21 protein-coding genes, 6 tRNA genes and 1 pseudogene are annotated in these 23,592 nt (G+C 47.1%); 27 read left to right on the top strand and 1 reads right to left on the bottom strand.

Annotation, left to right across the window (positions count from 1 at the left end; translation table 11 throughout):
• Positions 1-9: 9 nt before the first annotated feature.
• The 13 genes and pseudogenes from D2962_RS09860 (at position 10) to D2962_RS17600 (ending at position 9,012) form a co-directional block, all read left to right on the top strand.
• On the top strand, positions 10-255 hold the full coding sequence (locus D2962_RS09860) for an alpha/beta-type small acid-soluble spore protein (protein WP_120767387.1): 246 nt from the start codon (positions 10-12) through the stop codon (positions 253-255).
• Positions 256-536: 281 nt separating this feature from the next.
• Positions 537-1,979, top strand: coding sequence for a dihydrolipoamide acetyltransferase family protein (locus tag D2962_RS09855; RefSeq protein ID WP_122014892.1), 1,443 nt, complete (start codon positions 537-539; stop codon positions 1,977-1,979).
• A 124-nt stretch (positions 1,980-2,103) separates the two neighbouring features.
• Positions 2,104-3,467: pseudogene (lpdA, locus tag D2962_RS19590) on the top strand (dihydrolipoyl dehydrogenase).
• Positions 3,468-3,487: 20 nt separating this feature from the next.
• Positions 3,488-5,959 (top strand): alpha-ketoacid dehydrogenase subunit alpha/beta, encoded by a 2,472-nt coding sequence (locus D2962_RS09845; RefSeq protein WP_122014891.1) that lies wholly within the window; start codon positions 3,488-3,490, stop codon positions 5,957-5,959.
• 102 nt (positions 5,960-6,061) lie between these two features.
• Positions 6,062-7,003 (top strand): sugar-binding transcriptional regulator, encoded by a 942-nt coding sequence (locus tag D2962_RS09840; protein ID WP_122014890.1) that lies wholly within the window; start codon positions 6,062-6,064, stop codon positions 7,001-7,003.
• Between the two features lie 198 nt (positions 7,004-7,201).
• Positions 7,202-7,277 (top strand) — tRNA-Val (locus D2962_RS09835).
• Positions 7,278-7,291: 14 nt separating this feature from the next.
• Positions 7,292-7,369, top strand: a tRNA-Asp gene (locus D2962_RS09830).
• A 7-nt stretch (positions 7,370-7,376) separates the two neighbouring features.
• Positions 7,377-7,452 (top strand) — tRNA-Phe (locus D2962_RS09825).
• A gap of 8 nt (positions 7,453-7,460) precedes the next feature.
• Positions 7,461-7,535 (top strand) — tRNA-Gly (locus D2962_RS09820).
• Positions 7,536-7,548: 13 nt separating this feature from the next.
• Positions 7,549-7,622 (top strand) — tRNA-Cys (locus D2962_RS09815).
• Between the two features lie 11 nt (positions 7,623-7,633).
• A tRNA-Leu gene (locus D2962_RS09810) sits at positions 7,634-7,722 on the top strand.
• Between the two features lie 183 nt (positions 7,723-7,905).
• Entirely contained in the window at positions 7,906-8,841 is a 936-nt protein-coding gene (locus D2962_RS09805; RefSeq protein WP_122014889.1) for a tyrosine-type recombinase/integrase, read from the top strand.
• Positions 8,842-8,844: 3 nt separating this feature from the next.
• Positions 8,845-9,012 (top strand): hypothetical protein, encoded by a 168-nt coding sequence (locus D2962_RS17600; RefSeq protein ID WP_162991189.1) that lies wholly within the window; start codon positions 8,845-8,847, stop codon positions 9,010-9,012.
• A 245-nt stretch (positions 9,013-9,257) separates the two neighbouring features.
• On the opposite strand, the gene D2962_RS09800 is transcribed toward D2962_RS17600, so the two are convergent.
• Positions 9,258-10,112, bottom strand: a complete 855-nt coding sequence (locus D2962_RS09800) for a hypothetical protein (protein WP_122014888.1) — start codon at positions 10,110-10,112, stop codon at positions 9,258-9,260.
• A 301-nt stretch (positions 10,113-10,413) separates the two neighbouring features.
• On the opposite strand from D2962_RS09800, the gene D2962_RS09795 reads away from it, so the two are divergent.
• The 14 genes from D2962_RS09795 (at position 10,414) to D2962_RS09720 (ending at position 23,533) form a co-directional block, all read left to right on the top strand.
• Positions 10,414-10,635 carry a hypothetical protein gene (locus D2962_RS09795; RefSeq protein WP_122014887.1) on the top strand — a complete coding sequence of 74 codons (222 nt, stop codon included), beginning with the start codon at positions 10,414-10,416 and terminating at the stop codon, positions 10,633-10,635.
• Positions 10,632-10,829, top strand: coding sequence for a helix-turn-helix domain-containing protein (locus tag D2962_RS09790; RefSeq protein WP_122014886.1), 198 nt, complete (start codon positions 10,632-10,634; stop codon positions 10,827-10,829). The genes D2962_RS09795 and D2962_RS09790 overlap by 4 nt, the downstream gene beginning before the upstream one ends.
• Before the next feature lie 347 nt (positions 10,830-11,176).
• The gene (locus D2962_RS09785) at positions 11,177-12,700 is read left to right on the top strand and encodes an AAA family ATPase (RefSeq protein ID WP_162991188.1); all 1,524 of its coding nucleotides are present in this window, start codon (positions 11,177-11,179) and stop codon (positions 12,698-12,700) included.
• Positions 12,701-13,156: 456 nt separating this feature from the next.
• Positions 13,157-13,396 carry a hypothetical protein gene (locus D2962_RS09780; protein ID WP_122014884.1) on the top strand — a complete coding sequence of 80 codons (240 nt, stop codon included), beginning with the start codon at positions 13,157-13,159 and terminating at the stop codon, positions 13,394-13,396.
• A complete protein-coding gene (locus D2962_RS09775) occupies positions 13,390-13,815 on the top strand; it encodes a hypothetical protein (protein ID WP_122014883.1) in 426 nt (141 codons plus the stop codon). The genes D2962_RS09780 and D2962_RS09775 overlap by 7 nt, the downstream gene beginning before the upstream one ends.
• Complete coding sequence (locus D2962_RS09770) at positions 13,815-14,171, top strand: hypothetical protein (protein WP_122014882.1); 357 nt, start codon at positions 13,815-13,817, stop codon at positions 14,169-14,171. The genes D2962_RS09775 and D2962_RS09770 overlap by 1 nt, the downstream gene beginning before the upstream one ends.
• Before the next feature lie 29 nt (positions 14,172-14,200).
• Positions 14,201-14,422: a hypothetical protein gene (locus D2962_RS09765; RefSeq protein WP_122014881.1), complete on the top strand. Its 222-nt coding sequence runs from the start codon at positions 14,201-14,203 to the stop codon at positions 14,420-14,422.
• 554 nt (positions 14,423-14,976) lie between these two features.
• Complete coding sequence (locus D2962_RS09755) at positions 14,977-16,983, top strand: hypothetical protein (RefSeq protein ID WP_122014879.1); 2,007 nt, start codon at positions 14,977-14,979, stop codon at positions 16,981-16,983.
• A 21-nt stretch (positions 16,984-17,004) separates the two neighbouring features.
• Positions 17,005-20,175: a hypothetical protein gene (locus tag D2962_RS09750; RefSeq protein WP_122014878.1), complete on the top strand. Its 3,171-nt coding sequence runs from the start codon at positions 17,005-17,007 to the stop codon at positions 20,173-20,175.
• A gap of 465 nt (positions 20,176-20,640) precedes the next feature.
• The gene (locus D2962_RS17595) at positions 20,641-20,958 is read left to right on the top strand and encodes a hypothetical protein (RefSeq protein WP_162991187.1); all 318 of its coding nucleotides are present in this window, start codon (positions 20,641-20,643) and stop codon (positions 20,956-20,958) included.
• Positions 20,864-21,187, top strand: coding sequence for a hypothetical protein (locus D2962_RS09740; protein WP_120767372.1), 324 nt, complete (start codon positions 20,864-20,866; stop codon positions 21,185-21,187). Before D2962_RS17595 ends, D2962_RS09740 begins: the two co-directional genes overlap by 95 nt.
• Positions 21,188-21,213: 26 nt before the next feature.
• A complete protein-coding gene (locus tag D2962_RS17590) occupies positions 21,214-22,302 on the top strand; it encodes a hypothetical protein (RefSeq protein WP_162991186.1) in 1,089 nt (362 codons plus the stop codon).
• A 54-nt stretch (positions 22,303-22,356) separates the two neighbouring features.
• Positions 22,357-22,773: a hypothetical protein gene (locus D2962_RS09725; protein WP_122014874.1), complete on the top strand. Its 417-nt coding sequence runs from the start codon at positions 22,357-22,359 to the stop codon at positions 22,771-22,773.
• Positions 22,766-23,533: a sigma-70 family RNA polymerase sigma factor gene (locus D2962_RS09720; protein ID WP_122014873.1), complete on the top strand. Its 768-nt coding sequence runs from the start codon at positions 22,766-22,768 to the stop codon at positions 23,531-23,533. Before D2962_RS09725 ends, D2962_RS09720 begins: the two co-directional genes overlap by 8 nt.
• Positions 23,534-23,592 lie beyond the last annotated feature (59 nt).

Below are 23,592 nucleotides of genomic sequence, written 5' to 3'. Positions count from 1 at the left end.
GTTATCCTTATGCCACGGAAAAACAGACCTGTCAATCCTAAAGCTGAAGATGAACTCGACAGCTTGAAAGAAGAAGTGGCTGAAGAACTTCATCTGGACGACGACATCGAAAAGCGTGGGTGGGAAAACATGACAACCCGGGAAGTCGGCAAAATAGGCGGCAACATGATCAGAAAGATGATAAACCTGGCAGAAGAAGAGATGGATAAAAAAGACGGCAAGATAAAAAAAGATAAAAGTACCGGAAAAAAATAGTTGAACCTTATATTAATTCCAAAGAAAAGAGGCTTTTGAGCCTCTTTTAATTTTTAAAATATAAATAATTTCCGCATATCCCAACAAGAAGCTAATGAGGCCGAGCAGTAATTTTTGCTAAAGGATATGGGATAAAATGAAAGGAGATAATTTAGCCTGGGATTTTTTTATCAAAAAAGAAGGAAAATTAGTTTTTATGTAGAATATAATATACTGAACAAAATCTTATGTATGAACAAAATTTCATTCGACATTGATTATTTTAATGGAGGAAGGTAAATATGGCTACACTTGTTAAAATGCCAAAAATAGGGTTATCGGACGAGAGTGCCATCATTGCAAAATGGTACAAGAAAAAAGGAGAACAGGTAAAAGCAGGAGAAGTGTTGTTTACCATCGAGACCGATAAGTCCACCTTTGATGTGGAAGCCGAGGCCGATGGTACACTGCTGGATGTATTTTTTAATGAGGGAGATGAAGTTCCGGTACTAACGGATGTCGGTGTAATTGGCAGTGAAGGAGAGGACATCAGCAGCATTACTACCGGCCAGGGGAAACCGGAAAGTCAGGCGGCAACTCAAAAGCTGCAAATTCCGGAAGCAGAAAGTATAAAACCAGAGGTATCGTCGAAAGAGACGGTTGAAAAGGCCTATCCTGATTTGGCTGAAGCGGAGGAAAATGGCATCATAAAAATTTCCCCCCGGGCCAGGAATCTAGCCGAAAGAGCGGGAGTGGACTTTAGGTTCACAAGCCCTACGGGTCCGGAGGGCAGGATCATTGAAAGGGACATACTTGCATTAATAGAAAAAGGCCCGGTATTTACCCCGGCTGCAAAAGAAGAGTATCTAAAATCGGGCCTGGACCTGCAGGTGTCAGAAGGCACGGGCGTTGGGGGCAGGATCACCACCGGAGATCTTCAGAAGAATTCCGAAGAACAGAAGGTGGAGAAGGAAGCTTCAATGGCAGCCAAAGGGTTGGAGAAGCAGGAAACCGTACAAAAATCGGTTATTGAAGGGCCTCAACAGGCGTTGCAGTATAAAGAAGTGAAATTTACGAATATAAGAAAAGTCATCGCCAGAAATATGATGAATTCCCTTTCCACCACGGCACAACTGACCCATCATGCTACCTTTGACGCCACCGAAATACTGGCTTACAGGGAAAAAATCAAGGCAGCCGGGGAGAAATACGGGCTGGAAAATATAACCTTAAATGATATGGTGCTCTATGCCGTATCCAGGACCCTTTTAAACCACCCGGACCTGAATGCACACCTTGTAGGTGAAACCATGATGGTATTTGAAAATGTGCATCTTGGCGTGGCTATTGACACTGAAAGGGGCTTGATGGTACCCACCATATTCAATGCAAACCTGAAATCTCTGAATGAAATTTCCAGAGAGGTGAAAGAACTGGCCGAACAGTGCAGAAAAGGTTCCATCAATCCTGATTACCTGAAGGGAGGCACCTTTACTGTGACTAACCTGGGGCCACTGGATGTGGAACATTTCACACCCATTCTGAATCCGCCTCAGACCGGCATTCTTGGAGTCTGCTCTATAACTTACAAGCCAAGGCTGGTTAACGGCCAGTATGAATATTACCCGGCCATGGGCCTTTCCCTGACCTTTGACCACAGGGCAGTAGACGGAGCTCCAGCAGCGAGGTTCTTGAAAGACCTCAAGACAAACCTGGAAAACTTCAGCCTTCTGCTGGCTAGATAAGTTTTTATATAAATAGAAAAGTTTTACCATCAATACAGGAAGGCCCATGATTTTTCTAGTGATTCATGAACCAACCAAGATGCTGAACAGACGTAAAATATTAATTGATAGCAGGTGATAAAACATGGTTTATGATTTGATAGTCATCGGCGGCGGGCCTGCCGGTTATCTGGGGGCGGAAAGGGCCGCCCGGGCAGGCTTAAAGACGCTCCTCATTGAGAAGAGATTTCTCGGCGGAGTATGCCTGAATGAAGGCTGCATTCCCACAAAAACCATGCTCTACTCCGCCAAGATATATGACGGAGCAAAGCATGGCGAAAAGTATGGAGTTACAGCCGAAAATCTTAATTTAAACCATGAGATGGTGATTGCCAGGAAAAACAAGGTGGTAAAAATGCTGGTTTCCGGCGTCAGGTCCCAGCTTAAAAGCTGCAATGTCACCGTTATTGAGGGTGCCGGCGAAATAAAAGGCAAAGCCGTAGAGGGATATGAAGTAAGCGCCAGCGGAGAAACCTTTGTAGGTAAAAGGCTTTTGATTGCCACCGGTTCTGAACCCCTGATACCGCCCATTCCCGGGACAAAGGAAGGCCTGGAGAAGGGCATTATCCTGACCAACAGGGAAATCCTGGACATAAAAAAGGTACCGGAATCCCTTGTCATCATAGGCGGCGGGGTCATAGGCCTTGAGATGGCTTCTTATTTTAATTCTGCAGGTTGTAAAGTGACGGTCATAGAAATGCTGGACCACATTGCCGGAAACACCGACAGGGAGCTCTCGCAAATTCTTATGAAAAACTATGAGAAAAAAGGTATTGTCTTTAACCTTAACTCAAAGGTTGTGGAGATAAAAGATAATACAGTTTTCTACGAAGCAAATGGCCGGAAGAATTCCATAGAAGCTGAAAAGATTTGATGAGCATAGGGAGAAAACCCGTAATTCGGGGATTGGGCCTTGAAAACATAGGCGTTGAGATTGAAAGAGGCCGCATAAAAACCGATGAAACCGGCAAGACCAACATTCCTGAAGTTTACGCCGCAGGTGATGTAAATGGCTTTTCCATGCTGGCCCACACAGCTTATCGGGAGGCTGAAGTTTGCGTCAACAACATGCTAGGTCAGAAGGATATGGTTAGGTATAACAGTATTCCTTCGGTCATATATACCAATCCCGAAGTGGCTTCGGTGGGTGAAACAGAAGAGTCAGCCCGGCAGCAGGGAATAAATTTTGAAAAATCCATCGTATCGATGCGGTTTAGCGGCAGGTACATGGCGGAAAATGAACAGGGCGACGGCATATGCAAAGTCCTGGTAGATAAAAAGTATGGTAGAATCATCGGCGTCCATATGATCGGCAGTTACTCATCAGAGATCATTTACGGCGCTGCACTGATGGTAGAAGCAGAGATGCGGGTGAAAGATGTCAAACAACTTGTTTTCCCGCACCCGACGGTTTCGGAAATTATTAGGGAAGCTATATTTAAATTTTAACTTTACGGGAGGAAAATAGAATGTCCAAGACTCTTTTCATCGATCCAAAGCAAATGAGAAAAAGCGGATGGATTACTTTCAAAGACATTCCGGTAAATCAGTATAACAGAAGTATAAACGATGAAAAAGCTAATTTTTTAAAAGAGGATTTTTTAAGGATTTACCGGGATATGGCCATCATAAGGGAATTCGAAATGATGCTTCATACGGTCAGGACCACCAATGAATATGAAGGCATACCCTATAAATACACCGGTCCTGCTCATCTTTCCATAGGACAGGAGGCATCGGCGGTAGGCCAGGCATATCTCCTCGATAAAGACGACTATATTTTCGGTTCCCACAGAAGCCACGGGGAAATCATAGCCAAGGCCATGTCCTGTATTCAAAAAATGAGTGATGAAGAACTGCTTGAAATCATGAAGAACACCTTTGAAGGGGCCATACTTAAGGTCGTTGAGGGGAAACAGAAAGATACAAACAGCATAAAAGAACTGGCCATTGACTTTTTCATCTATGGTGCCATGGCGGAGATATTCGGCCGGGAAAACGGATTTGCCAGGGGTTTGGGCAATTCCATGCACGCCTTTTTTACTCCCTTTGGAATCTATCCAAACAATGCCATCGTGGGAGGTTCAGCTCCGATAGCTATGGGAGCGGCTCTATACAAGAAAGTAAATAAAAAGAAAGGTATAGTCATCTCCAATGTGGGCGACGGCGCCCTTGGCTGCGGCCCTGTATGGGAAGCTATGAACATGGCGGCTATGGACCAGTTTAAGACACTGTGGGAGGAAGGATACAAGGGCGGCCTTCCCATCATATTCAACTTCTTTAACAACCAGTACGGAATGGGCGGCCAGACCAACGGAGAAACCATGGGATATAAGATGCTGGCAAGACTTGGAGCCGGTATCAACCCCGAGCAGATGCACGCCGAGAGAATTGATGGATATAATCCCCTGGCAGTGATAGATGCCATAAAGAGAAAGAAAAAGATAATAGAAGAAAATCAAGGGCCCGTTTTGCTGGATACGGTGACATACAGGTTGACGGGACACTCGCCTTCCGATGCCGAGACATACAGGACCAAAGAAGAGCTTGATGCGTGGAAGGCAGTAGACCCCTTAGAAACTTTTAAAGATGAGTTGGTGAATGCCGGTATTGCCTCACAGGATGAGATCAGCGAGATACGTCAAAACAGTAAGGAATTAATTTTGAAGATATTCAAGCTAGCCATTGATGACAGTATATCCCCCAGAATAGACCTTGTAAAAATTCCAAATTTCATAGGCAATGTAATGTTCTCAAATCAAAGAATCGAAAAAATGGATGACAGGGAATGTGATGTCTTGATTCCCAAAGAAGAAAATCCAAGGGTAAAGCAGATTAAAAATAAAATCAGGGTTGGAGTCCAGGATGGCAAACCCGTTTCAAAGATAAAGACTTACCAGCTTAGAGACGCAATTTTTGAGTCTATAATTGATAAATTTTATACGGATCCTACTTTGATAGCCTATGGTGAGGATAATAGGGATTGGGGCGGTGCCTTCGGTGTTTACAAAGGACTTACGGAATCGCTTCCCTATCACAGATTTTTCAACTCCCCGATTTCCGAAGCTGCCATAGTGGGTTCGGCTGTAGGCTACGCCCTTTGTGGCGGCAGGGTGGTTGTAGAACTAATGTATGCAGACTTCATGGGAAGGGCCGGAGATGAAATTTTCAACCAGTTGTCCAAGTGGCAGTCCATGAGCGCAGGTGTTTTGAAAATGCCGGTAGTCCTGCGCATGTCGGTAGGCGCTAAGTATGGTGCACAGCATTCCCAGGACTGGACATCCATCTGTGCCCATATTCCGGGCCTGAAAGTGGTTTATCCCGCAACACCGTATGATGCAAAGGGTATCATGAACACCGCACTGATGGGAACAGACCCGGTGGTGTTCATGGAGAGCCAGAAGATTTACGACATAGGAGAGTTGTTCCACATGGAAGGCGTGCCCGAGGGATATTATGAAATTCCCATCGGCGAACCGGACATTAAGAAAGAAGGTAAAGATGTAACCATTTTGACCATAGGGCCTACTCTTTACCAGGCAGTAGAAGCGGCAAAGATACTGGAACAAAAATACGGTATCTCCGCAGAAATAATCGATGCGAGGTCGGTGGTTCCCTTTAACTACGAAAAGGTCATAGAATCGGTGAAAAAGACGGGCAAGATCGTACTTACCAGTGATGAATGTGAGCGTGGCTCAATTCTGAACGACTTTGCACGCAATATCACCGAACTTGCTTTTGATTACCTGGATGCTCCACCTGTGGTGGTTGGCGCCAAAAACTGGATAACCCCGGCTTTTGAACTGGAAAAATTCTTCTATCCGCAGGCAGACTGGATCATAGATGCCATCCATGAAAAAATAATGCCCATAAAAGGTCATATACCTGTAAATAATTTTACCAGAAATGAGCAAATAAGGTTGAACAAACTCGGTGTATAAACTTTAAAAAAAATAAATTGACATATTTTCACAAAAAATATACTATGGAACTGTAGGCGGCCCGCAGAACATCGTTTCTGCGGGCTTATTAGGAGGATTAGCGTGGCGGATTACGACATCGAACTCATGATTAAAGTAGCCGAACTGTATTATCTTGACGATGTGCCGCAGAGGGAGATAGCACAAAAACTCAACCTATCCAGGCCTAAAGTTTCGAGATTGTTAAAAGCTGCCAAAGAACATAATCTTATCGACATAAAAATAAATTACCCCGAACCCGCAAGGTCAGAGCTTGAGAAAGCTTTTGAAAGTAATTTTGGTTTAAAAGAAGCGGTCATAGTCAGTAATGTCAACGAAAACCACTTCAGGACCTTTGCTCAGGTAACAGCAACAGCAGCAAAATATTTAAGAAGAATGGTAAAAGAAAGGGATTCTATCGGCGTTGCCTGGGGTAGGACGCTGAGAGCGGTAGTCGATTCAATAGGCATTACCGAAAGAAAAAATGTCAGGGCTGTTCAGATAATTGGAAGCCTGGGACAGAGTTCGGAAAGTGCCAATGAAATAGTGCGAAAAATGGCGGAGAGTTTCGGAGGGAATTCTTTTATACTCCCGGCGCCGGCTATAGTTGATAGTCCGGAAATTAAGGATGCCATCATAAAAGATAATACCATTCAGGACATTTTGAATATGGCCAGGTCGGTGAACATAGCCCTGGTAGGTATAGGCAATATAGATAAAAATTCTAGCTTCTTCAACACGGGTTATCTAAAACAAAAGGACCTGGAGGCCTTAAAGCAAGAAAAAGCGGTGGGGGATATCTGCGCCCATTTTTTCGATATAGAGGGTAGATTGTGCACTGACATCGACCGAAGGGTTATAGCCATAAGCACCGAGGATTTAAAAAAGATTCCCAGAGTCATAGGCGTGGCTACGGGCAAAGAAAAGGTAAAGTCAATCCTTGGGGCTTTGAAGAGCGGCATACTGGATGTGCTGATAACCGATGAGAAAACCGCAAAATCAATAATTGATCTTTCAAAGCCTTGACAAATCGTCAGGATATTTATATAATTTAAACAACAGCAGGTATATTTAAAACCTTAAAGAACCTGAAGTTCAGCCATTGCAGCTAGATATCTGGAGTAAGAAAGAGATATTAAGCGTATAATACGAATAAATATGGATAATAATATTTAATGATTTTTGACACCGGATGGATTCTAAGGTATACTTAGTATTGTCTTCGGGCGGATAGCTCAGTTGGGAGAGCACGTGCCTTACAAGCACGGGGTCACAGGTTCGATCCCTGTTTCGCCCACCAAGATTAAAATTTGCGGCCCAGTAGTTCAGTTGGTTTAGAACGCCAGCCTGTCACGTTGGAGGTCGAGGGTTCGAATCCCTTCTGGGTCGCCATATATGAGCCTTGGTAGCTCAGTCGGTAGAGCAGAGGACTGAAAATCCTCGTGTCGGTGGTTCGATTCCGCCCCAAGGCACCATAGATTGTGCGGAAGTGGCTCAGTGGTAGAGCATCGCCTTGCCAAGGCGAGGGTCGCGGGTTCAAATCCCGTCTTCCGCTCCATTTTGTATGTTAAGGCGGCATAGCCAAGTGGTAAGGCAGAGGTCTGCAAAACCTTTACCCCCAGTTCGAATCTGGGTGCCGCCTCCATATAAATTCATGCCGGGGTGGCGGAACAGGCAGACGCACAGGACTTAAAATCCTGCGGGTAGCAATACCCATACCGGTTCGATTCCGGTTCCCGGCACCACCAGCAAAATCAAGGGTTTCAGGGCATTTACAGCATTTTCCAATCCACAATATTTCACGGTATTTTACGATAATCCTGTGTGCCTGAACCCGTTTTTTATACCCACAGGATTGTTTAAAATCGCAAATCCTGTGTAGTAAAATTGACCTTCCCACAAAAACATTTTGCGGGAGGGTTTTTATTATGCCCAAAGTAGTAAAAATCACCAGAGATACACCCGCCACATGGCAGGAGGCTTTACAACAGTTCCTGTGGTGGAAGCAGGCTCAGGGAATCAGTGAAACGACGCTTAACGACTACCGCCAGCACATCACAAGGTTTTTCAAGCGGTATCCGACGGCATACAGCCAGACCGGTTTAAAGCCCTGTGTCCTGGAGTATATGGCGCAGCCGGTGAAACCCGCTACGTTTAATTTGAGGCTGGTCTATTTGAAGGCGTTCTTTGACTGGTGCGTTCACGAAGGAATTTTCTTCGAAAACCCATTGGAAGGATTCAAACACCGGAAGGCCGAAGCTCGAATTGTGGACATTGATACGGAAGTGCTCAAAAAACTGCTGGAGCTGCCGGATCAGACCACATTTGCGGGTTTGAGAGACTACGCCATGCTGGTCCTTGAACTCGACACGGGCATTCGACCGAAGGAAGCGCTGCAGCTACTCATTTCGGATTTTGATTTCAGAAATCTGGAAGTGACCGTGCGGGCGGAAGTATCCAAGACAAGGACCGCAAGGACGCTGCCGATAATGCCTCAGACCTGCGAAGCGGTCCGAAAGCTCATTTCGGCAAGGCACCCGTCATGGAAAAACGACGTGCCGGTGTTCTGTTCGAGCGAAGGCACCATGATGTCCCGTTTTACATGGCGGGACCGGCTGAAGATGTACGGCCAAAAACTCGGAGTGAAACTCACGCCGTATTCCCTGCGCCATCTGTATGCAATAAATTACCTGAGAAACGGAGGATACGAACTGGGCCTGATGCGCACCATGGGCCATACCACTCTGGCTATGACAAAGCGCTACGTGAACTTTTCAAACGAGGACCTGCACCGGATGAATTCCGCCGTTTCGCCAATCAATTCGCTCCTTCCTCGAAAAAACCATCGAAAGAGGAAGGTGTAACAAATGGCGGGAATTATGCAAGCGGGCAAAATGACGGCGAAGGAAAAACTGGCGGATGAAATCCTGAACGCACTGGATAACATCCTGCAGCTCGACTGGAATTTCGAACCGGTTTACAAAAAGAAAATCATGGAAGCGCTGCTCAGCTATACCGTAAAAGAAAGGGAATAGGAGGCGGCAGGCCCGCAGAAGCTGTAAGGGCGTGCTTACCGAAAAACCCGGCAATTCAAGCCGGGTTTTTTGCTTTAATAGGAAAGGCCCTGTAGAGCAGGGCCGGGAGAGGCCACAGGAATCAAAAACATGCTTCGATATTATTATACCACAGGTTGGGCAGTGTCGCACCACATTTTGGGAGGGTATATAACGGTGTCGTATGCGCAATCAGTACGGAACGCAAACCTGTGGAGGGAATAATGTCATCGCCTGAATGACGCAGCACGTTTTCGCATGGCATGTTCCTTTTTCAGCTGGCTGTAACGCTCCTGCGCTTTTAAAAGCTCTCCATTATCAACAAGGGCTTTCAGACCGGCATAATCCTTTTCACCGATAATCCCATCGCATTTGGCCCGCCTGATTCGGTCCAGAAACCTCATCTCCTCCGTCCTCTCCACAGGTGGAATATAACGCCTTACCTGACCTCGACACTTCGCACATTTCCATTCATTGCCGTCATGGACCTTGAGACACTTCGGGTTCGAGCACACTTTCCATTTTGGCCGCCTGTTGAACTGGATAAACAGCAGTGCTTCGCAGCAAGCGGCGTCATATTCGCTGCCCGCATCGACCAGCCAGCCGCCGCGATAGGGCAGTATCCGGCACCTGTTCCACGCTGCGAATACAGGCAGCCATACATCCTGGAAAAACAATTCTTTCGCTATATGGCTGAAATAAGGGTCGTTGTACATCACCGCCGCATATGCTCCTGCGGGCGTATTCGGCCACTCGAGTTTTTTCACCGGGTAATCAGGGTCCCATTTACGCTCTTGCCCTTTCTGTGGAAAGCTCTTTCTGATGGCCGCATTTGGCGGTATGGTTGAAAACCATGCCTCGAATAAACTCCACAGGTGGGCAGTCTTTTCCTTTTCGTTATCTCCCGGAAAGAATTCCCGGACTTCATCTTCCGAATGGCCGTTTTCCTCGGCAAGTACAAGCTCTACAGCTTTTCGAAGGAAATGCCCTGCCTGGACCTTCTTATCCTTTCCACCGGTCAATAACCTTTCCTGGTGCTTTAGCGGATTAAAGTAAAAACTCACAACAAAAGTTTGAAGCATATTTTACATTGCCTCCTGTGCCTTGAAATATCTAGCTTCAGTATCTCACCAAATTTACTAAGTCAAGATAAACCGTGTAATAAAACCACAAGTTGAACTTGGCAGAGACATGGCAGGATTGAAAGGTTGTTTTGTGCTAAAATCGACTTGAAAAAAGGGAATAAACGAAATTTCGTAAAAAGTTGATAAAAAATTGATAAAAACGAGATACCCTCGTGTATTATACTTGGATTGTAAAACAAGTAGTGGTTTTTGCGGGACTAGCCGCCCGCTGATTGGAGACTTTCAATGAGGTGGTTTTATGCGTTTACACACGTTGATTGACGAATTTGTCCGAACAAGGGACCCGCAAATTTTACGCCGTATCAAGAGAGATTTTGGCGGTATCGGTTTTTCTACCGCCTGTCGGGCTGCCGGGATTTCAAGAGGCCACGGCAAGAGACTGCTCGGTATTTACGACGACACCATCGCAATCCGACAGCTAGCTTCAAAAATCGGTTACAGGGAGGTGGACTATAGATGAGAAAGCTTTTCCTAACGCCGAAGGAAATTGCTCAACTCACCGGATTAAGTGAACGCACTATAAAAGGCTACTTTTACAACGGCGAGCTGCATGGAATTAAACCGCACAACTGGAAGATTTTGATACCCGTTAGCGAATTTGAACAATTTTTCAAGATTAAGCTACCGGATGACTGTAAAATTACTGGCAGGTGATGTTCATGACCAATGTAACGGGTAATTTCGACAACATCCCAAATGAATTAAGGCAATATCCACAGTGGGTGGTGTGGCGTTACACTAATCGTGAAAACGAAAGACCGACCAAAATCCCGCATAATCCGAGGACCGGCAAACCCGCTTCCGTAACTGATTCAACAAATTGGGCCACATTTGACGAGGCCCTGACCGCACTCGAGACCGGCGAATACGATGGGTTGGGCTTTGTGTTCACGGGTACCGACTCGTTTGTGGGCATCGACGTTGACGGGTGTATTAATGACACCGGAGAGATCCAGTCGTGGGCACGAGAGATTATAAACAAAATCGATAGTTACACTGAATTGTCGCCAAGCGGTCATGGACTTCACATCCTGGCGAAGGTCCAGGACAAATCCAGATTACCGTCTGGCCGAAAATCGGGTAACATTGAAGTTTACACCGCTGATAGGTATTTTACAATTACTGGAAACCACCTGAAGGGTACTTCGACCGAAATCTATGACCGGCAGGCTGAGCTTGAAAGTTTTGTTCGGGAGCTTTTCGACGCCCAAAACGAGTCCTTAACCACAGAGTTGGGTCCAATCCCTTCCGATACCGAAGTCCAAGCCCTGGTGAAGGCCGCCGACCAGGTCGTACCCGATATTCACCATCTTTTGTATGGGCACTGGTTTGAAGCCCGCACCGACGGCATCGACCGTTCCGGGATGGAGTATTTACTTGCCCGAAAACTCGTGGAATTCGGTTTCAAAGACCTGGAAACCGTTGCCAAAATCGTTTACGGGAGTGCTGTTCACCGGGCCAAGACCGCCGGAAGAAGTCCTGCAGCCTCCTGGAAGCTCGCTGTTGACTGTGCCAGACACGCGCTGGAGCGAGGAACGGCTGTTTCATACACAGAAGCTGAAAGGGACGGTAACTGGCTGCTGGCACAGGCGGTCAACTACGAGGACTGGCTCAATCAAGTCCCGGATGCAGAGCCCTTATGGGAAGGTATCCTCTACCGAGGCGCAGTTCATTTGCTGGCAGCTCCTTCAAAACGCGGTAAATCCAGATTCATCCATGATCTACTTGCACATTTAACATGGCTACCCGAACAGCTGGTAGTTAATGGAAAGACGCTAGCTGATGGGAAATACTGGAATATGAAACATAAACATCACTTAAAAGTTTTAGTTATCACAGAGGAGCCGCAGGCGGCCTGGCGAACCCGCAACATACCGCTCTCAAACGTAAAAGTAATCTCTGCATACACGGCACGGAGCGGCGGAGTAAAACCCATCGCCGAAGTGATATCGAGCAATATTTTTGACGTAATCATCCTTGACGTTCTCGACAAAATTATTCCCATAACTGATGAAAATGACAATGCGGAAATTGTCGAAAAGCTGGCACCTATTCTTGAAGCCACACATAACAGTACCACGTGCGTAGTTTTGGTTCATCACTTTCGGAAGTCAGGTGGAACAGATGGTGACGAAATTCGAGGTGGGACCGGGCTATTAGGGTCTGTTGACGTATATATAAAATTCGCCAACGTAACCGATGAAAAGAACGCCCGTAAACTCGAAGTCATAGGCCGCCTGGACCACCCGGAAGAACCGCTATACGCTGTTTTAAATGACATAAAACACGGGACATATGAATTACCACAGGAAAATGCGGCCTGTCAGAAGGATACACCAGACGGTAGCACAGGTGAGAAAATCGTGTTATTTTTAAAGACATCGAAAAAACCTGCCAGTCCCAAGGATATCTCCACAGCATTAAATCTAACTGAGGCAGCTGTGAAGAAAGCTTTAGCGCGGTTGGTCGGTAAAAAACTCGTGGAAAGAATTGGCCGAGGGAAGTATAAGGTGGTCGAAAAGTGACGTATCACCTTTTCAATTTATTTATGAAATGCCCACAACACCAGGCGTATCAAGGCTTTAAGGGCAAAGGTGACAAAGTGACATATATATATATTTTGTTTTTCTGACACTTTGTCACCTTTTTTAAAAGTATAAAAGTATAAATAGATAAAGTAACTGTATCTTATACAGTTAGGTACAAAAGGTGACAAAGTGACGGATACTCCAAATCTATATATAAAACGTCACTTTTTGCCCTGTAACCTTACTCCCATGCGGGTTTGACGGCATTTTTTCAAAGGTGACACGTCACCTTTTGCATTAAACCCACATGGCTGTAAGGATAGACGATTTAAACCCGATTTTTACTTCGGCTTTAATCAACCTGTGGAAAGCCTAAAACCTCAGTCGTGTCAAGGCTTTGGAGGCAATTTTAAATGAAAAATGCAATAAAACCAAAAGGGAGGCTTCAGAATCATGGAACTAAAAACCAATTACTTTGTAAGTCATGATGGTCAGGTGAGTCTTTTCGAGAGCGATACCGCCACCGACACCGGCACCATAGTCGCCTATGCCCTGGTGGCGCCGGTGAAGGGCCGCAAGTACATCCGAGCCGTGCCGGTACCTGCTTCCGGCGAACCTGTGGAATTGGAAGTAAACAAAGAAGTGGTGGGTGCGGTTCCGGCCTACACCGGCGGGAGGCAGCCGGAATGGTAAAGCCTGAACGCACTCACGAGAGAGACGTGTCGCTCAGCGAGCGGCATCGGCTGTATGGTATTGATTGCCCGGCTGTTGACATCGACCTGCTGCTCATCGAATACGACCAGGCAGCACCTGTGGCCTTAATTGAATACAAGAATGAACACGCCTATTCGGGACACACGTCATGGACTACTTGGCACGCCCTGGAAACGCTGGCGAACAACGCCATGCTGCCGCTATTTCAGGTGATTTACAGCAGTGACTTTTCCCGCTGGGAAGTCCGGCCGGTGAATTACATCGCACAGTATAGAATTCCACAACCTGTGGAGATGGATGAACCGGATTTTGTCAGGTTCCTCTATTCCCTTCGAGGCCGTGAGGTGCCACCGGAGGTTCTGGAAAATCTTCAGAAAGCAAAGGGAGGTTGTCAGTGATGCTCAATAAGCGTTTCGGCAGTTACGCGGAGGCCCTTGAATTTGCCAGGGAACGGATGAAGGAGTTCATATCCTGGGACAGCTACGAATACCATGAACGGGAGGTCTACAAATCCGTCGGCTGGTCGCTGGTGCATGACGCCGCCCTGCCTGTGGAGGACCGCTTAAAAGGCGCCGAACTCGTCCTGCAGGCATGGTATGACCGCTCAGGCACACCGCTGGACTTCGACAGGTACGTCAGCACATCCCTGAGGCAGACACACATCAAGCAGCTGTTCCCGGAAGAGGTGTTCGCCGCTCTTGTGAAAAAATACGGCCCAACAGGCGGGAATACCCGCCGACGGCACGTTTTATAAGAATATCCTCACAGGGTATGCGAAAGAAGGTGGTAAAAACGCTCTCAGCGGTTGACAGTGTCCTGCTGGCGGTTATCGGCTTTGTCCTTTCGATTCTGCTTATTGCCGGGAAGCCGCCACCTGTGGAGAACCGCTTAAAAGGCGCAGAATTGGTTTTATGGGCCTGGTATGATCGCTCCGGGATACAGTTTGATTTTGGTTGCTATGTTGCCGAGATACTCGAAAACGATGTCAAGCGGCTGTTTCCTTAGGAAGTTTATGAAGCTCTCCGAGAAAAATACTGCACCGATGCGATGTTATAGCATGTTGAGACCATCAAGGAGGCGATACTATGAAGGTGATAATCGCCAACGCATTGACCATTGCGGTTATTGTTCTTTCGGTAGCGCTTATTGGTAAAACTTTAATGCTATGGTAGGTTGGTTTAAAACATTATGTAAACTGTCTGATTGGAGGTTTACTGATGTCGCTAACATATGACATGCATGATGGTAAGATATACCCAATTTTTAAATGCGACTTCTGTGGATGGCCGATTTTTGGTGGCAGTACGGTAGTATTTCGCAATGGAAATATCGAAATACTGCACAATAGCTGCTGGCTTTCATATCTGGACCAAAATCCTGATGCGCTTGATTGTATAACTACTTCTCTCGGAATCCTTCTGGATTCCCTTCGAGAGAATACAGTCCGTGGGAAATACGTGTTTGTAAACAAGGCGTGATTGTATTTTTGCAAAAAATATGTTAAAATTATATTATACCATAATTTAATCACAATTTTCAAGACCAGAAGGTGGTAAAAAATGGCAAATAGCAATTTGGACGGTAAAACCCTCCGAAAAACGGTACTTAAAGAACGTATTGGAAGTTATAAAAACCCTTCTTCAAGTTCTACGGATTCTATAACTTCTACTTCTTCAACAAGTTCACTCGAAGCCCAGATGAAGAAAAACTCCGAAGCATGGTATAGGACCAGCGACCCGGCAGAAAAGGAACGGTTGCATCAGGAGAACCTGAAAATCGCCAAGCAGCTGGGGCTTACCTATAATCCAGGCACCGGCACGTACTCCAAGTCCGGTACGGTCTCGTCAACAACGTCAAAGACGAGTACCGAAAAAGGCGGCCCGAATAGCGGTTGGAGCCTGTACACATCTACAACGTCGAACAAGTCCGGCAGTAGCGGTAGCGGGACCTTGACCAGCAAGGAACGGAGCGACCCTAACAGTGTAAAGCCGCCTATCACAACAACAAAAACTACGGTGAGCGTGCCTGCAGCCAAAGCAAGTACACCAACTTCTTCCGGTGTGGCCGTGAGGAGCACGTTTGAGCCTCAGGGACTTAAAGTTGACTTTGACAGTTCTACCGGTGTCATACGTGTATATGACCCAAAGACAGGGCACTCCGCAACCATCGACAAAAACAATTACAAAATAATAAACGGCAAGGCTTATATTGCGCCAAACGTAGCACAGAACGTAAAAAACACTATATCGTCTGGTAAATACACGCTTCCGGGATATGGAAGCAGTTTGACAAAGTCACCGACAGCACCCGGTAGTTCAGGGACAATCGTTAGTGGCACCGCAGGTAAGGGTACTTCCACGGACGTTCCAAAGGGTACATTGGAAGATTATTACAAAGACGAAACCGCACAGTTGAAAAAATACATGGAACAGCAGACAGCTATCAATCAGCGGTATTTCGAGCAGCAACAGCAGCAAATAAACACCTTTATCCAACAGATGAACAACTACATGTCCCAGTTAAGCGACGCAGGACTGGCGATGCTGAGGCAGTATCAGGAGCAATACGAGCAGGCAATCGCTCAGCTCCGGCAATATCTGCAACCGAGCACGGAAATCCCGGAAAGTGTGAAGGTGGCACTGGATGTACTGGATAAACAGCTAAACGAAAACATACGGCAGATTAACAATATACTGAATGAGCGTGGCGTGTATAATTCCTCTATAGCGGCTGACCGCATAAAGCAGGCCCAGGATGCTATAGGCACTGAAAAGGCCCAACTGCTGGCCCAATGGCTGGATGACCAGCACAAGCAGATGTTTCAGGCCGCCATGCAAATGGCTAACATGCAGGCGCAGTATGCCGCAAATTATGCTAATTTGTACAGTCAGGCGTACATGCAGCCTTTGCAACAGGGCATGTCCCTGGCTAGTAACATATACGGTCTGCAATCTAACCTTGCCCAACAGCAGTATCAGGCACAGAGCGCATTGGCAGAGACAGGGTTGACCATAGCCAACCAGATATACGAAACCTTTGTGAAAGGTAAGCAGGCTGAAAAACAGGCAGAACAGGAAGCTCAGCAGAAGGCGGATCAGCTGGCGTGGGAACAGTTGAAATGGGCTGGTGAGCAGGCGTTGAGACAGGCACAACTACAGGAGACACAGCGGCACAATATCGCTATGGAAAGAAAACCGAGCGGTAGCTCATATCCATCAGCTGCCTATATAAAACTTATGCAAGAATTGCAAGCTGCTCAAGAAAAGACAGCGCATGACAAGGCTGTAGCTGATTTCGCAGTTAAATACACGCTAGACCCGGTTACGGCGAAGTGGATTTACGATAACCAGGATTATATAAGACAAAACCCGGATTGGGCACTAAAACAGTTGCAAGCGGATAAAGATGCCGGTTTACTTAAGGGTGCGGATATAGATTATATAAGACGCTTTATCGAATCTGCCAGACCAAAACAAACTTCAACACCTAAAACATCAACACCTACTACGATTATAAATCGCCGCAACATCCGTAATATTGGCGGTCTTACCGGTGGTATAATGTAATGCCGTTGGAGGTGCGTCCGAATGCCTGAAATACCCGACTTTAGATTAACGTCAAGAATAGCGGGACTACCTGATTTTAGATACGGTTCTTTCGCACAAGGAAAACAATACGACCCATTCAAGGCCGCACAGACCACTGTGGCACACGATATAGCCCGACTGCAGGCGGCTGGTATCACGCCTCCGAAAGTGTCTTCACATCCAAACCTGCTCATCACCGCGCTAGACATATGGGATAGACCGGCAGCCGCAGTGCGTGGGGCAGTCCATGCTGCCCTGACACCGGAAAAAGAATCCATACTTGGTGAGGCTTGGAAGGGGCTTACCGGAAAAGCCAAGGTCACCGGTGCGGATATTCTTAAAGATATGGGAATCGATCCGAGCAACAAAATTGCAAAATGGGCGCTGTCCACCGGCGTTGAAATACTGTTGGACCCGGCTACCTATCTTACGCTGGGTACCACTTCCCTGGCAAAGAAAGCGGCTACTGAATCCGCCGAAACCATAGCCAAGCGGGTTGCCCGGGAAGTAGCGTCGGAAACGGGCAAGACAATCTCCGACAAGAGCGCCCTAATGCTAGCGCAGAATGCCCTGAAAGGCAATATTCCCGTGGGCCGGTTGGGAACTGCAATCCAGCGGGCACTGGGCCGCCAGGCGGAGACTGCAAGGATAGCAAGTAATTTGCCGGAAATCGAACGAACGGTCGCTAAAAGACAAGCTGGACAACTTTTAGGGAAGAGATTTAAGTCAGCGAGCAGTGCCGCCAAAGCCGTTTATAAAGCCGCTTTCCCGGAAAAGGGAACTGCCAGGATGGCCCCAGAGGTAGCGTCGGAGTTACTGCAGCGGTTGCAGGTTCCCGAACGAGCAGTTACCGTTACAAAGGTTGCAGGCGAGATTCCGGCGCACCAACTGGAATTAGGTTCGTTCATGGGTTTCACCAAACCTGTGACAACTGTAGACATCACGAAGCTGGTAAACACTTTGAGGGGATTTGCTGGCAAAGTAGGTGGCAAGCCTGGACAGAAGTTATTTGACTTGGCTGGACGAGTCTTTGTCAGAGACTACACACCATCTACTATAAAAGGGACTCTCAGAGCTACCATACAAGAAGCGAAACGGCGGATAGGGCAGACAGAACTCATGGCGCCCGCTTCTGCCCAGCAGGTCTTAAGGGACGTTTTGCGAGACTGGAAGAAAACAGGTATACCCGAAGATGCCTTGGAGAAAGCCACCTATCTTATCGAGGAACCCAAGACACCCGAATATAAAGCCCTGGAGAAAGCCAAAACAAAACTCAGTGAAGCTACAAACAAACTAAACGAGTTGTTGCAAACTGGGGCGTCCGCCAGAGCCATAGCCGGGAAACAGCGAAGTGTCAACATCTGGACTAAAAAACTGGCGGAAGCTCAAGCAGCGTTTGACGCCCATCGAATGAAGCTATTCGGCACTACCACAATACCTAGAGAAGTGTCACAAGCGGCTAACAGTGCGATTAAAATGTTTGCGGAGGACGCCAGCAGATATGTCCAAGGCGGCATGCCATTACATCTTATCAGCAATTATGTCCAACACCTATACTACGACCCACCGGAAAAGGTTAATGCCGTACTACAAAAGTTTTTCAATACTCAAAGAATATCAGCAGCACATCCGGCCTTCGCTAAAGAGCGCTTAATCGAGTTTATTGAGAAGGCCGAGGATCTAGGACTACACCCGGTTAAAAACGTAGCAATAACCACAGCCGTTCACAGGGCTATGACTGAACAGGCCCTGGCTATACAGAACCTTGGCAAAAGTCTGCTCAAACTTGGTTCGGATGTGATACGCCCTGCACATCTTGCACCGCCAGACTGGGTTCCAGTAAAAGACACAACTATCCCGATATTGAAGGGAACGGCCGTGCATCCGGAGGTAGCAAAGACATTGGAACGATTGTACACCGTTGTAAAGTACCCGGATGAAGCCGCTAAAGCACTAAACAGTATATACGACAAAGTTATGCGAATAGTGAAATCTGGCATGACTGCTTGGAATCCAGCATTTCATCCTAGACAACTTGCTGGAAATATTTTCCTTAATTTGATTGATGGGCTATTTGACCCAACGATATATGCAGTCGCAGACAAGGTACTTAGAGGCAAACCTGTGTCAATAGATATTGGCGGTAAAGCAGTATCAGGTGAACTGTTGAGACGTCTATTTGAAACGTATGGGCTTGCAGGACAGGGTTTTGTTCGGCAGTTTGAGTATCCCCAACCACTGCTGAAACAGGCCGTTCAAGAGGCTGAAGATATCGGAATAACAGCTGCGACTAAGCAGGGGCGCTTACGACGGTTAATGGCTATTCCTACAAGGCTGGGTGTATATGAAGATTCTCTGGCTCGAATGGCGAACTTTATATATAATCTGAAAAGAGGTATGTCACCAACGCAGGCAGCCGAGCATACTCGAGAAGTGCTGTATGACTATGGTGCTTTAACGGATAAGGAACAGTTTATCCGCCGGTACCTTGTGCCGTTCTACGCGTGGATGAGATTTAACACACCTGCCATGCTGAGGCTCATGGCTACCAGGCCCGGCACAATGCTGGCATTGAAACATGCTATCGAATCTGGTAAAGCCGTGAACAATATTGACGACAAGGATGTCCCAACATGGCTTCGAGATATGTTGGCGATACCCGTTGGTGTGACCCCTGAAGGCAATTACAGATATCTGAACCTATCTCTACCTCCAGCAGACCTTGCCCGACTGCACTCTGTTTCTGACTGGCCGGAAATAGGCAAAGAAGTGTTAAATGCTCTAAACCCGTTGTATACTGTTCCATTCCAGGTAATTGCCAATAAAAACCTGTTTACCAATATGGATATAAGCAAATACCCTGACCTGCCCATGCAGAGATTGAAAGATGCTCTAAAGTTTGCACTATCGCAGATGGGACCGGTCAGGGAAATAGCTGCTGCACAGCGCTTCATGGCGGCAACACCCGAAAAGCCTCTAACTACCAAACATATCCCAGGGCTCGGGTCTGTGATAACCTATGTTAATCCACAGGCTGTACGGCGCAATCAGATATATGAGTTGCGAGACCTGCTACGGCAGGTAATACGGTTGAAAAAAGCACAGGGTGTTCCTGTACCCGACTGGAATACACTTAAAAAAGCTGTACGACAGTCAACTAAAACGTATTAACACGGTCATCCACAATATTACGTACACCTAGTTTTTTCTTAGTCTGTACTCGGCAATAATCGCATATAGTTCATCTTTATCCAAGGAGGTGAGAACGTGCGTGCCGGAGTATATAGAAGATTTCCCGCAAATTCGAGCATACCCTCTGCAGAGTATGACAAATACAGTTTTGCGTGTCACTACGGGTGGAATGAAGATCGGACTGCGTGTCTTAAAAAATAATATCTTTGTTTTCTGGAATTCTCACGGTCGAGGGCATATTCAATCGATTAAGAGGCATAGGTTGCCATATCCCAACGGCGGGTTTGCCACACGGATTAAATGCCCGGAATGTGGGCTGGTAACCACAGTTCTGTTCTTTTCAAAAACCCACGGCAGGTTCGTGTGCAGATACTGTGCCGGCGCTCTGAAATACTCGGCATGGAAAGCACCGGGCTGCACACGGGTTCCTAAGCGGGTTGATGCGTGGTTTGCATGGTTCGGCAGGAAAGCGGCACGAATTTTGCAAAAGGAGGGCGGGCCATGACCGTAATGGAGTTGGTGCAGTTGTCGGCTCTGTGGGAATTTCTTTCACAGACGCTGAAGATTGTAGAAATAACGGCGCAAAAAGCGGAGTCAGGAGATGTGGAAGCTGCCAGGCTGATTTTTGAGTTGGCAGGGCTTTTGCCGACGAGGGAAGGTGGAAAGATTGAACAGACATTCATTGGCAAAAACTTCAAAGGAACCAACCCCTGTGGAGATAGCCGAAAAGAAACGCCAGGAGCTTACCGAACAGGCCCTTGAGGCCGCTCCACAGGTTTTGCAGGCGGTAATTAAACTTGCCTGCGAGGGAGACCTTGAAGCGGCTGAACTGGTGTTCAAAGTGGCCGGTCTTGATTTAAGCGGAAGTAGCAGTAAGTCGGTTCAAAATGCTATACAGATTAACATAACCCAGAAGGAACAAGAAATGCTTGAAGCAGATTTTCAGCAGGGAAGGATAGGGAACTATAGCCGCCAATACGACGATGAATGATCGGCCGCAAGACCGGCTGACGGTGCTTGCATTTCAGCCGTAGCGGTATTTACCGCTGTGGAGTATTTACAACTACCACAAAATTCACATATCGAAAGGAGACGTTAAAAATGGCATTTGAAGTCGGAACTGGCGGCGGTGCCGCAACCGCCCGAAAAACGGCGATTACCAAAAAACTCAACGAGAGTATTGCAGGTTCTAGTGTGAAAAATACGTCGAAGACAAGCGCACCAGCACCTTCGACAAGCGACAGTGCCTCATCGGGTAGTAGTCCTTATGGTAAAAACTATTTCGGCTTCGGAAGCAAAGAGGCATATGCCCGGGCCATTCAGCAAAAGGAAGCCAGCGGACAGACATTATCAAATCCGGAGGCCGCTGAAAGGTTCAAGCGGGAAAACCCGGACCTTTTTAAAGCTGCGCCCGCATCATCCGGAAATTCCGGAACTGGTGGCGGTTCTGCGCCTAAAAGCGCTTCGCCCGGTTCTAATATAGTATCGAGGGCACCGGAAACATTGTCGTCTTTCCGTGCATCGGATGAACGAAACAACCCGAACTCCGCAAGACCTTCAACATCTACATCTATTGCACTAGGGCTAGGTAGTGGCAATGCGGGCAACGGTGCTGAATCCAATTCACAGAGAACAAAGGCCATACAAAACCGTTTGATGCCCGGGTCGTCTTCAACATCGTCTGGGTTATCACCATCGTCTGGCACATCTACTTCGCCCGGGATTTCTATGCAAACCATAGGGACACCGCCGACGGATATTGATGTTACTGCTGGAACGCAAATGGCTTCAACGGCAAACGCCAATGTGCCGGAGGCCATGAGCAGGACTCCTTCCGGGTTTGCGGAATACGTCGGTCCTATTGCTAACGTACCGACTGTTGACGAACTTTACAATCTATACAAACAGGTTACAGGCGGACAGGAAGACCAGGCTGTGAGGGATTATCTCGCTTCGCCGGATTTCCAGTCTGTTCTTGGCGGGACGGTACCTTTCTGGATGCAGGCCGACCCAGTATGGCGATTGTATCTGCAACGTCTCGGCATGTTGTCTCCTGAGAAATCCTCCCGTATGAAGGCGATGATGCAGCGGTTAGGTGGGAGATAATCGAGGCCGTTTAAAACGGCCTCCTTTTCCTTTCGATTACGAAAGGAGGGCAGCATGAAACTTGATAAAGCCGTTTTCAATTTCATAGAGCACGAATTGCGTAACGTTGAGAAATACAGCAAGAGACTGCAGGATATGGACTCAATATCTGAAATATCTTTTACCGAAATCGTATCATGCGCCGAAGCAGCCCACATGTGGCGCATTATAAGAGCTGCGGCAAAAACCCTGGAAGTTTTGAACGAAGGCCACAGGAAGTTATACGAGCTTCTATACGTACAGAACAAACCCTGGCAGCGCACCTGCGCCGAGATGCACGTCAGCGAAAGGACCTTTTTTCGACTGCGTCGTGAACTTATTGTTGCGGTGGCGGCCAATCTCGGGCTTGCAAATCTGTGGAGCGGCAGGGACATGCAGAAACGAATACCACAGGAGGCAGACAGCCGTCGGGATACCCGAGCGAATGCCTGACAGCAAAAGGAGCGAAAAGGGCATGGCAGCAAATGAGGAACTTGCAGTGAAGGCCCGAAAAGGTGACATAGAAGCCCGAAATGAATTGATACTGCGGAACAAGCCGTTTATATGGCGCATGGCGAAGAAGATTTACACACAGAGGCCGGATATGGACATCGAAGACCTCGTCCATGAGGGCATTTTCGGGCTTGTAAGGGCGATAGACGGCTACGACCCGTCCTGTGGAGCTGCGTTTCTCACATACGCAGCCTACTGGATTAGAGTAAAAATGCTCCGTGCATTAAGCCGTGAAAACAACACAGTCTCTCTACAGGAGCCAATCGCTTTTAATGACGAAGGAGACTGCAACACACTTGAAGACATCATCACCGACGAGCATGATTACTACCAACCGGTCGAAAATAGAATCGACGGCAGCAAATTGTGGGAGCGGATAAAAGCCGTATTATCCGAAACGCAGTATAAAATCATGGTCTATTTTTGCTTCGGCTGCAACATCCGGCAAATCGCCAAAAAACTCGGCATAAGCGAAGAAGTGGCCTGGAAAGAAAAAACCAATGCCGAAAAGATTTTACGGAGCTATAAAGTGCGTGGCATGTTTGAAGTGTTCCTGGATGAACTTCTGGACGAAGAAGTGCCAATTATACGGGCATGGGACCCAAGCAAACCTGTGGGAAGCGGCTCAAAACTGGCCAGCCCAGTCGAAAGCGTGGCAATACAGAGAGAAAGGGCAATTGATAAAATAGCGGGAAAATGAAAAGGGTGTCGTTTCAATAGACACCCTTAAAGGCTATATACAAGTCGTTAATTATTACT

The sequence above is a fragment of the Biomaibacter acetigenes genome (assembly GCF_003691585.1).
Lineage (GTDB): Bacteria > Bacillota > Thermosediminibacteria > Thermosediminibacterales > Tepidanaerobacteraceae > Biomaibacter > Biomaibacter acetigenes.
The sequence above is the reverse complement of the archived record's forward strand: the minus strand, read 5'-3'. Positions and strand labels throughout refer to the sequence as shown.

Coding starts and splice junctions, on each gene's coding strand:
- D2962_RS09860 (WP_120767387.1), top strand. CDS start 10: ATGCCACGGAAAAACAGACCTGTCAATCCTAAAGCTGAAGATGAACTC.
- D2962_RS09855 (WP_122014892.1), top strand. CDS start 537: ATGGCTACACTTGTTAAAATGCCAAAAATAGGGTTATCGGACGAGAGT.
- D2962_RS09845 (WP_122014891.1), top strand. CDS start 3,488: ATGTCCAAGACTCTTTTCATCGATCCAAAGCAAATGAGAAAAAGCGGA.
- D2962_RS09805 (WP_122014889.1), top strand. CDS start 7,906: ATGCCCAAAGTAGTAAAAATCACCAGAGATACACCCGCCACATGGCAG.
- D2962_RS17600 (WP_162991189.1), top strand. CDS start 8,845: ATGGCGGGAATTATGCAAGCGGGCAAAATGACGGCGAAGGAAAAACTG.
- D2962_RS09800 (WP_122014888.1), bottom strand. CDS start 10,112: ATGCTTCAAACTTTTGTTGTGAGTTTTTACTTTAATCCGCTAAAGCAC.
- D2962_RS09795 (WP_122014887.1), top strand. CDS start 10,414: ATGCGTTTACACACGTTGATTGACGAATTTGTCCGAACAAGGGACCCG.
- D2962_RS09790 (WP_122014886.1), top strand. CDS start 10,632: ATGAGAAAGCTTTTCCTAACGCCGAAGGAAATTGCTCAACTCACCGGA.
- D2962_RS09780 (WP_122014884.1), top strand. CDS start 13,157: ATGGAACTAAAAACCAATTACTTTGTAAGTCATGATGGTCAGGTGAGT.
- D2962_RS09775 (WP_122014883.1), top strand. CDS start 13,390: ATGGTAAAGCCTGAACGCACTCACGAGAGAGACGTGTCGCTCAGCGAG.
- D2962_RS09770 (WP_122014882.1), top strand. CDS start 13,815: ATGCTCAATAAGCGTTTCGGCAGTTACGCGGAGGCCCTTGAATTTGCC.
- D2962_RS09755 (WP_122014879.1), top strand. CDS start 14,977: ATGGCAAATAGCAATTTGGACGGTAAAACCCTCCGAAAAACGGTACTT.
- D2962_RS09750 (WP_122014878.1), top strand. CDS start 17,005: ATGCCTGAAATACCCGACTTTAGATTAACGTCAAGAATAGCGGGACTA.
- D2962_RS09725 (WP_122014874.1), top strand. CDS start 22,357: ATGAAACTTGATAAAGCCGTTTTCAATTTCATAGAGCACGAATTGCGT.
- D2962_RS09720 (WP_122014873.1), top strand. CDS start 22,766: ATGCCTGACAGCAAAAGGAGCGAAAAGGGCATGGCAGCAAATGAGGAA.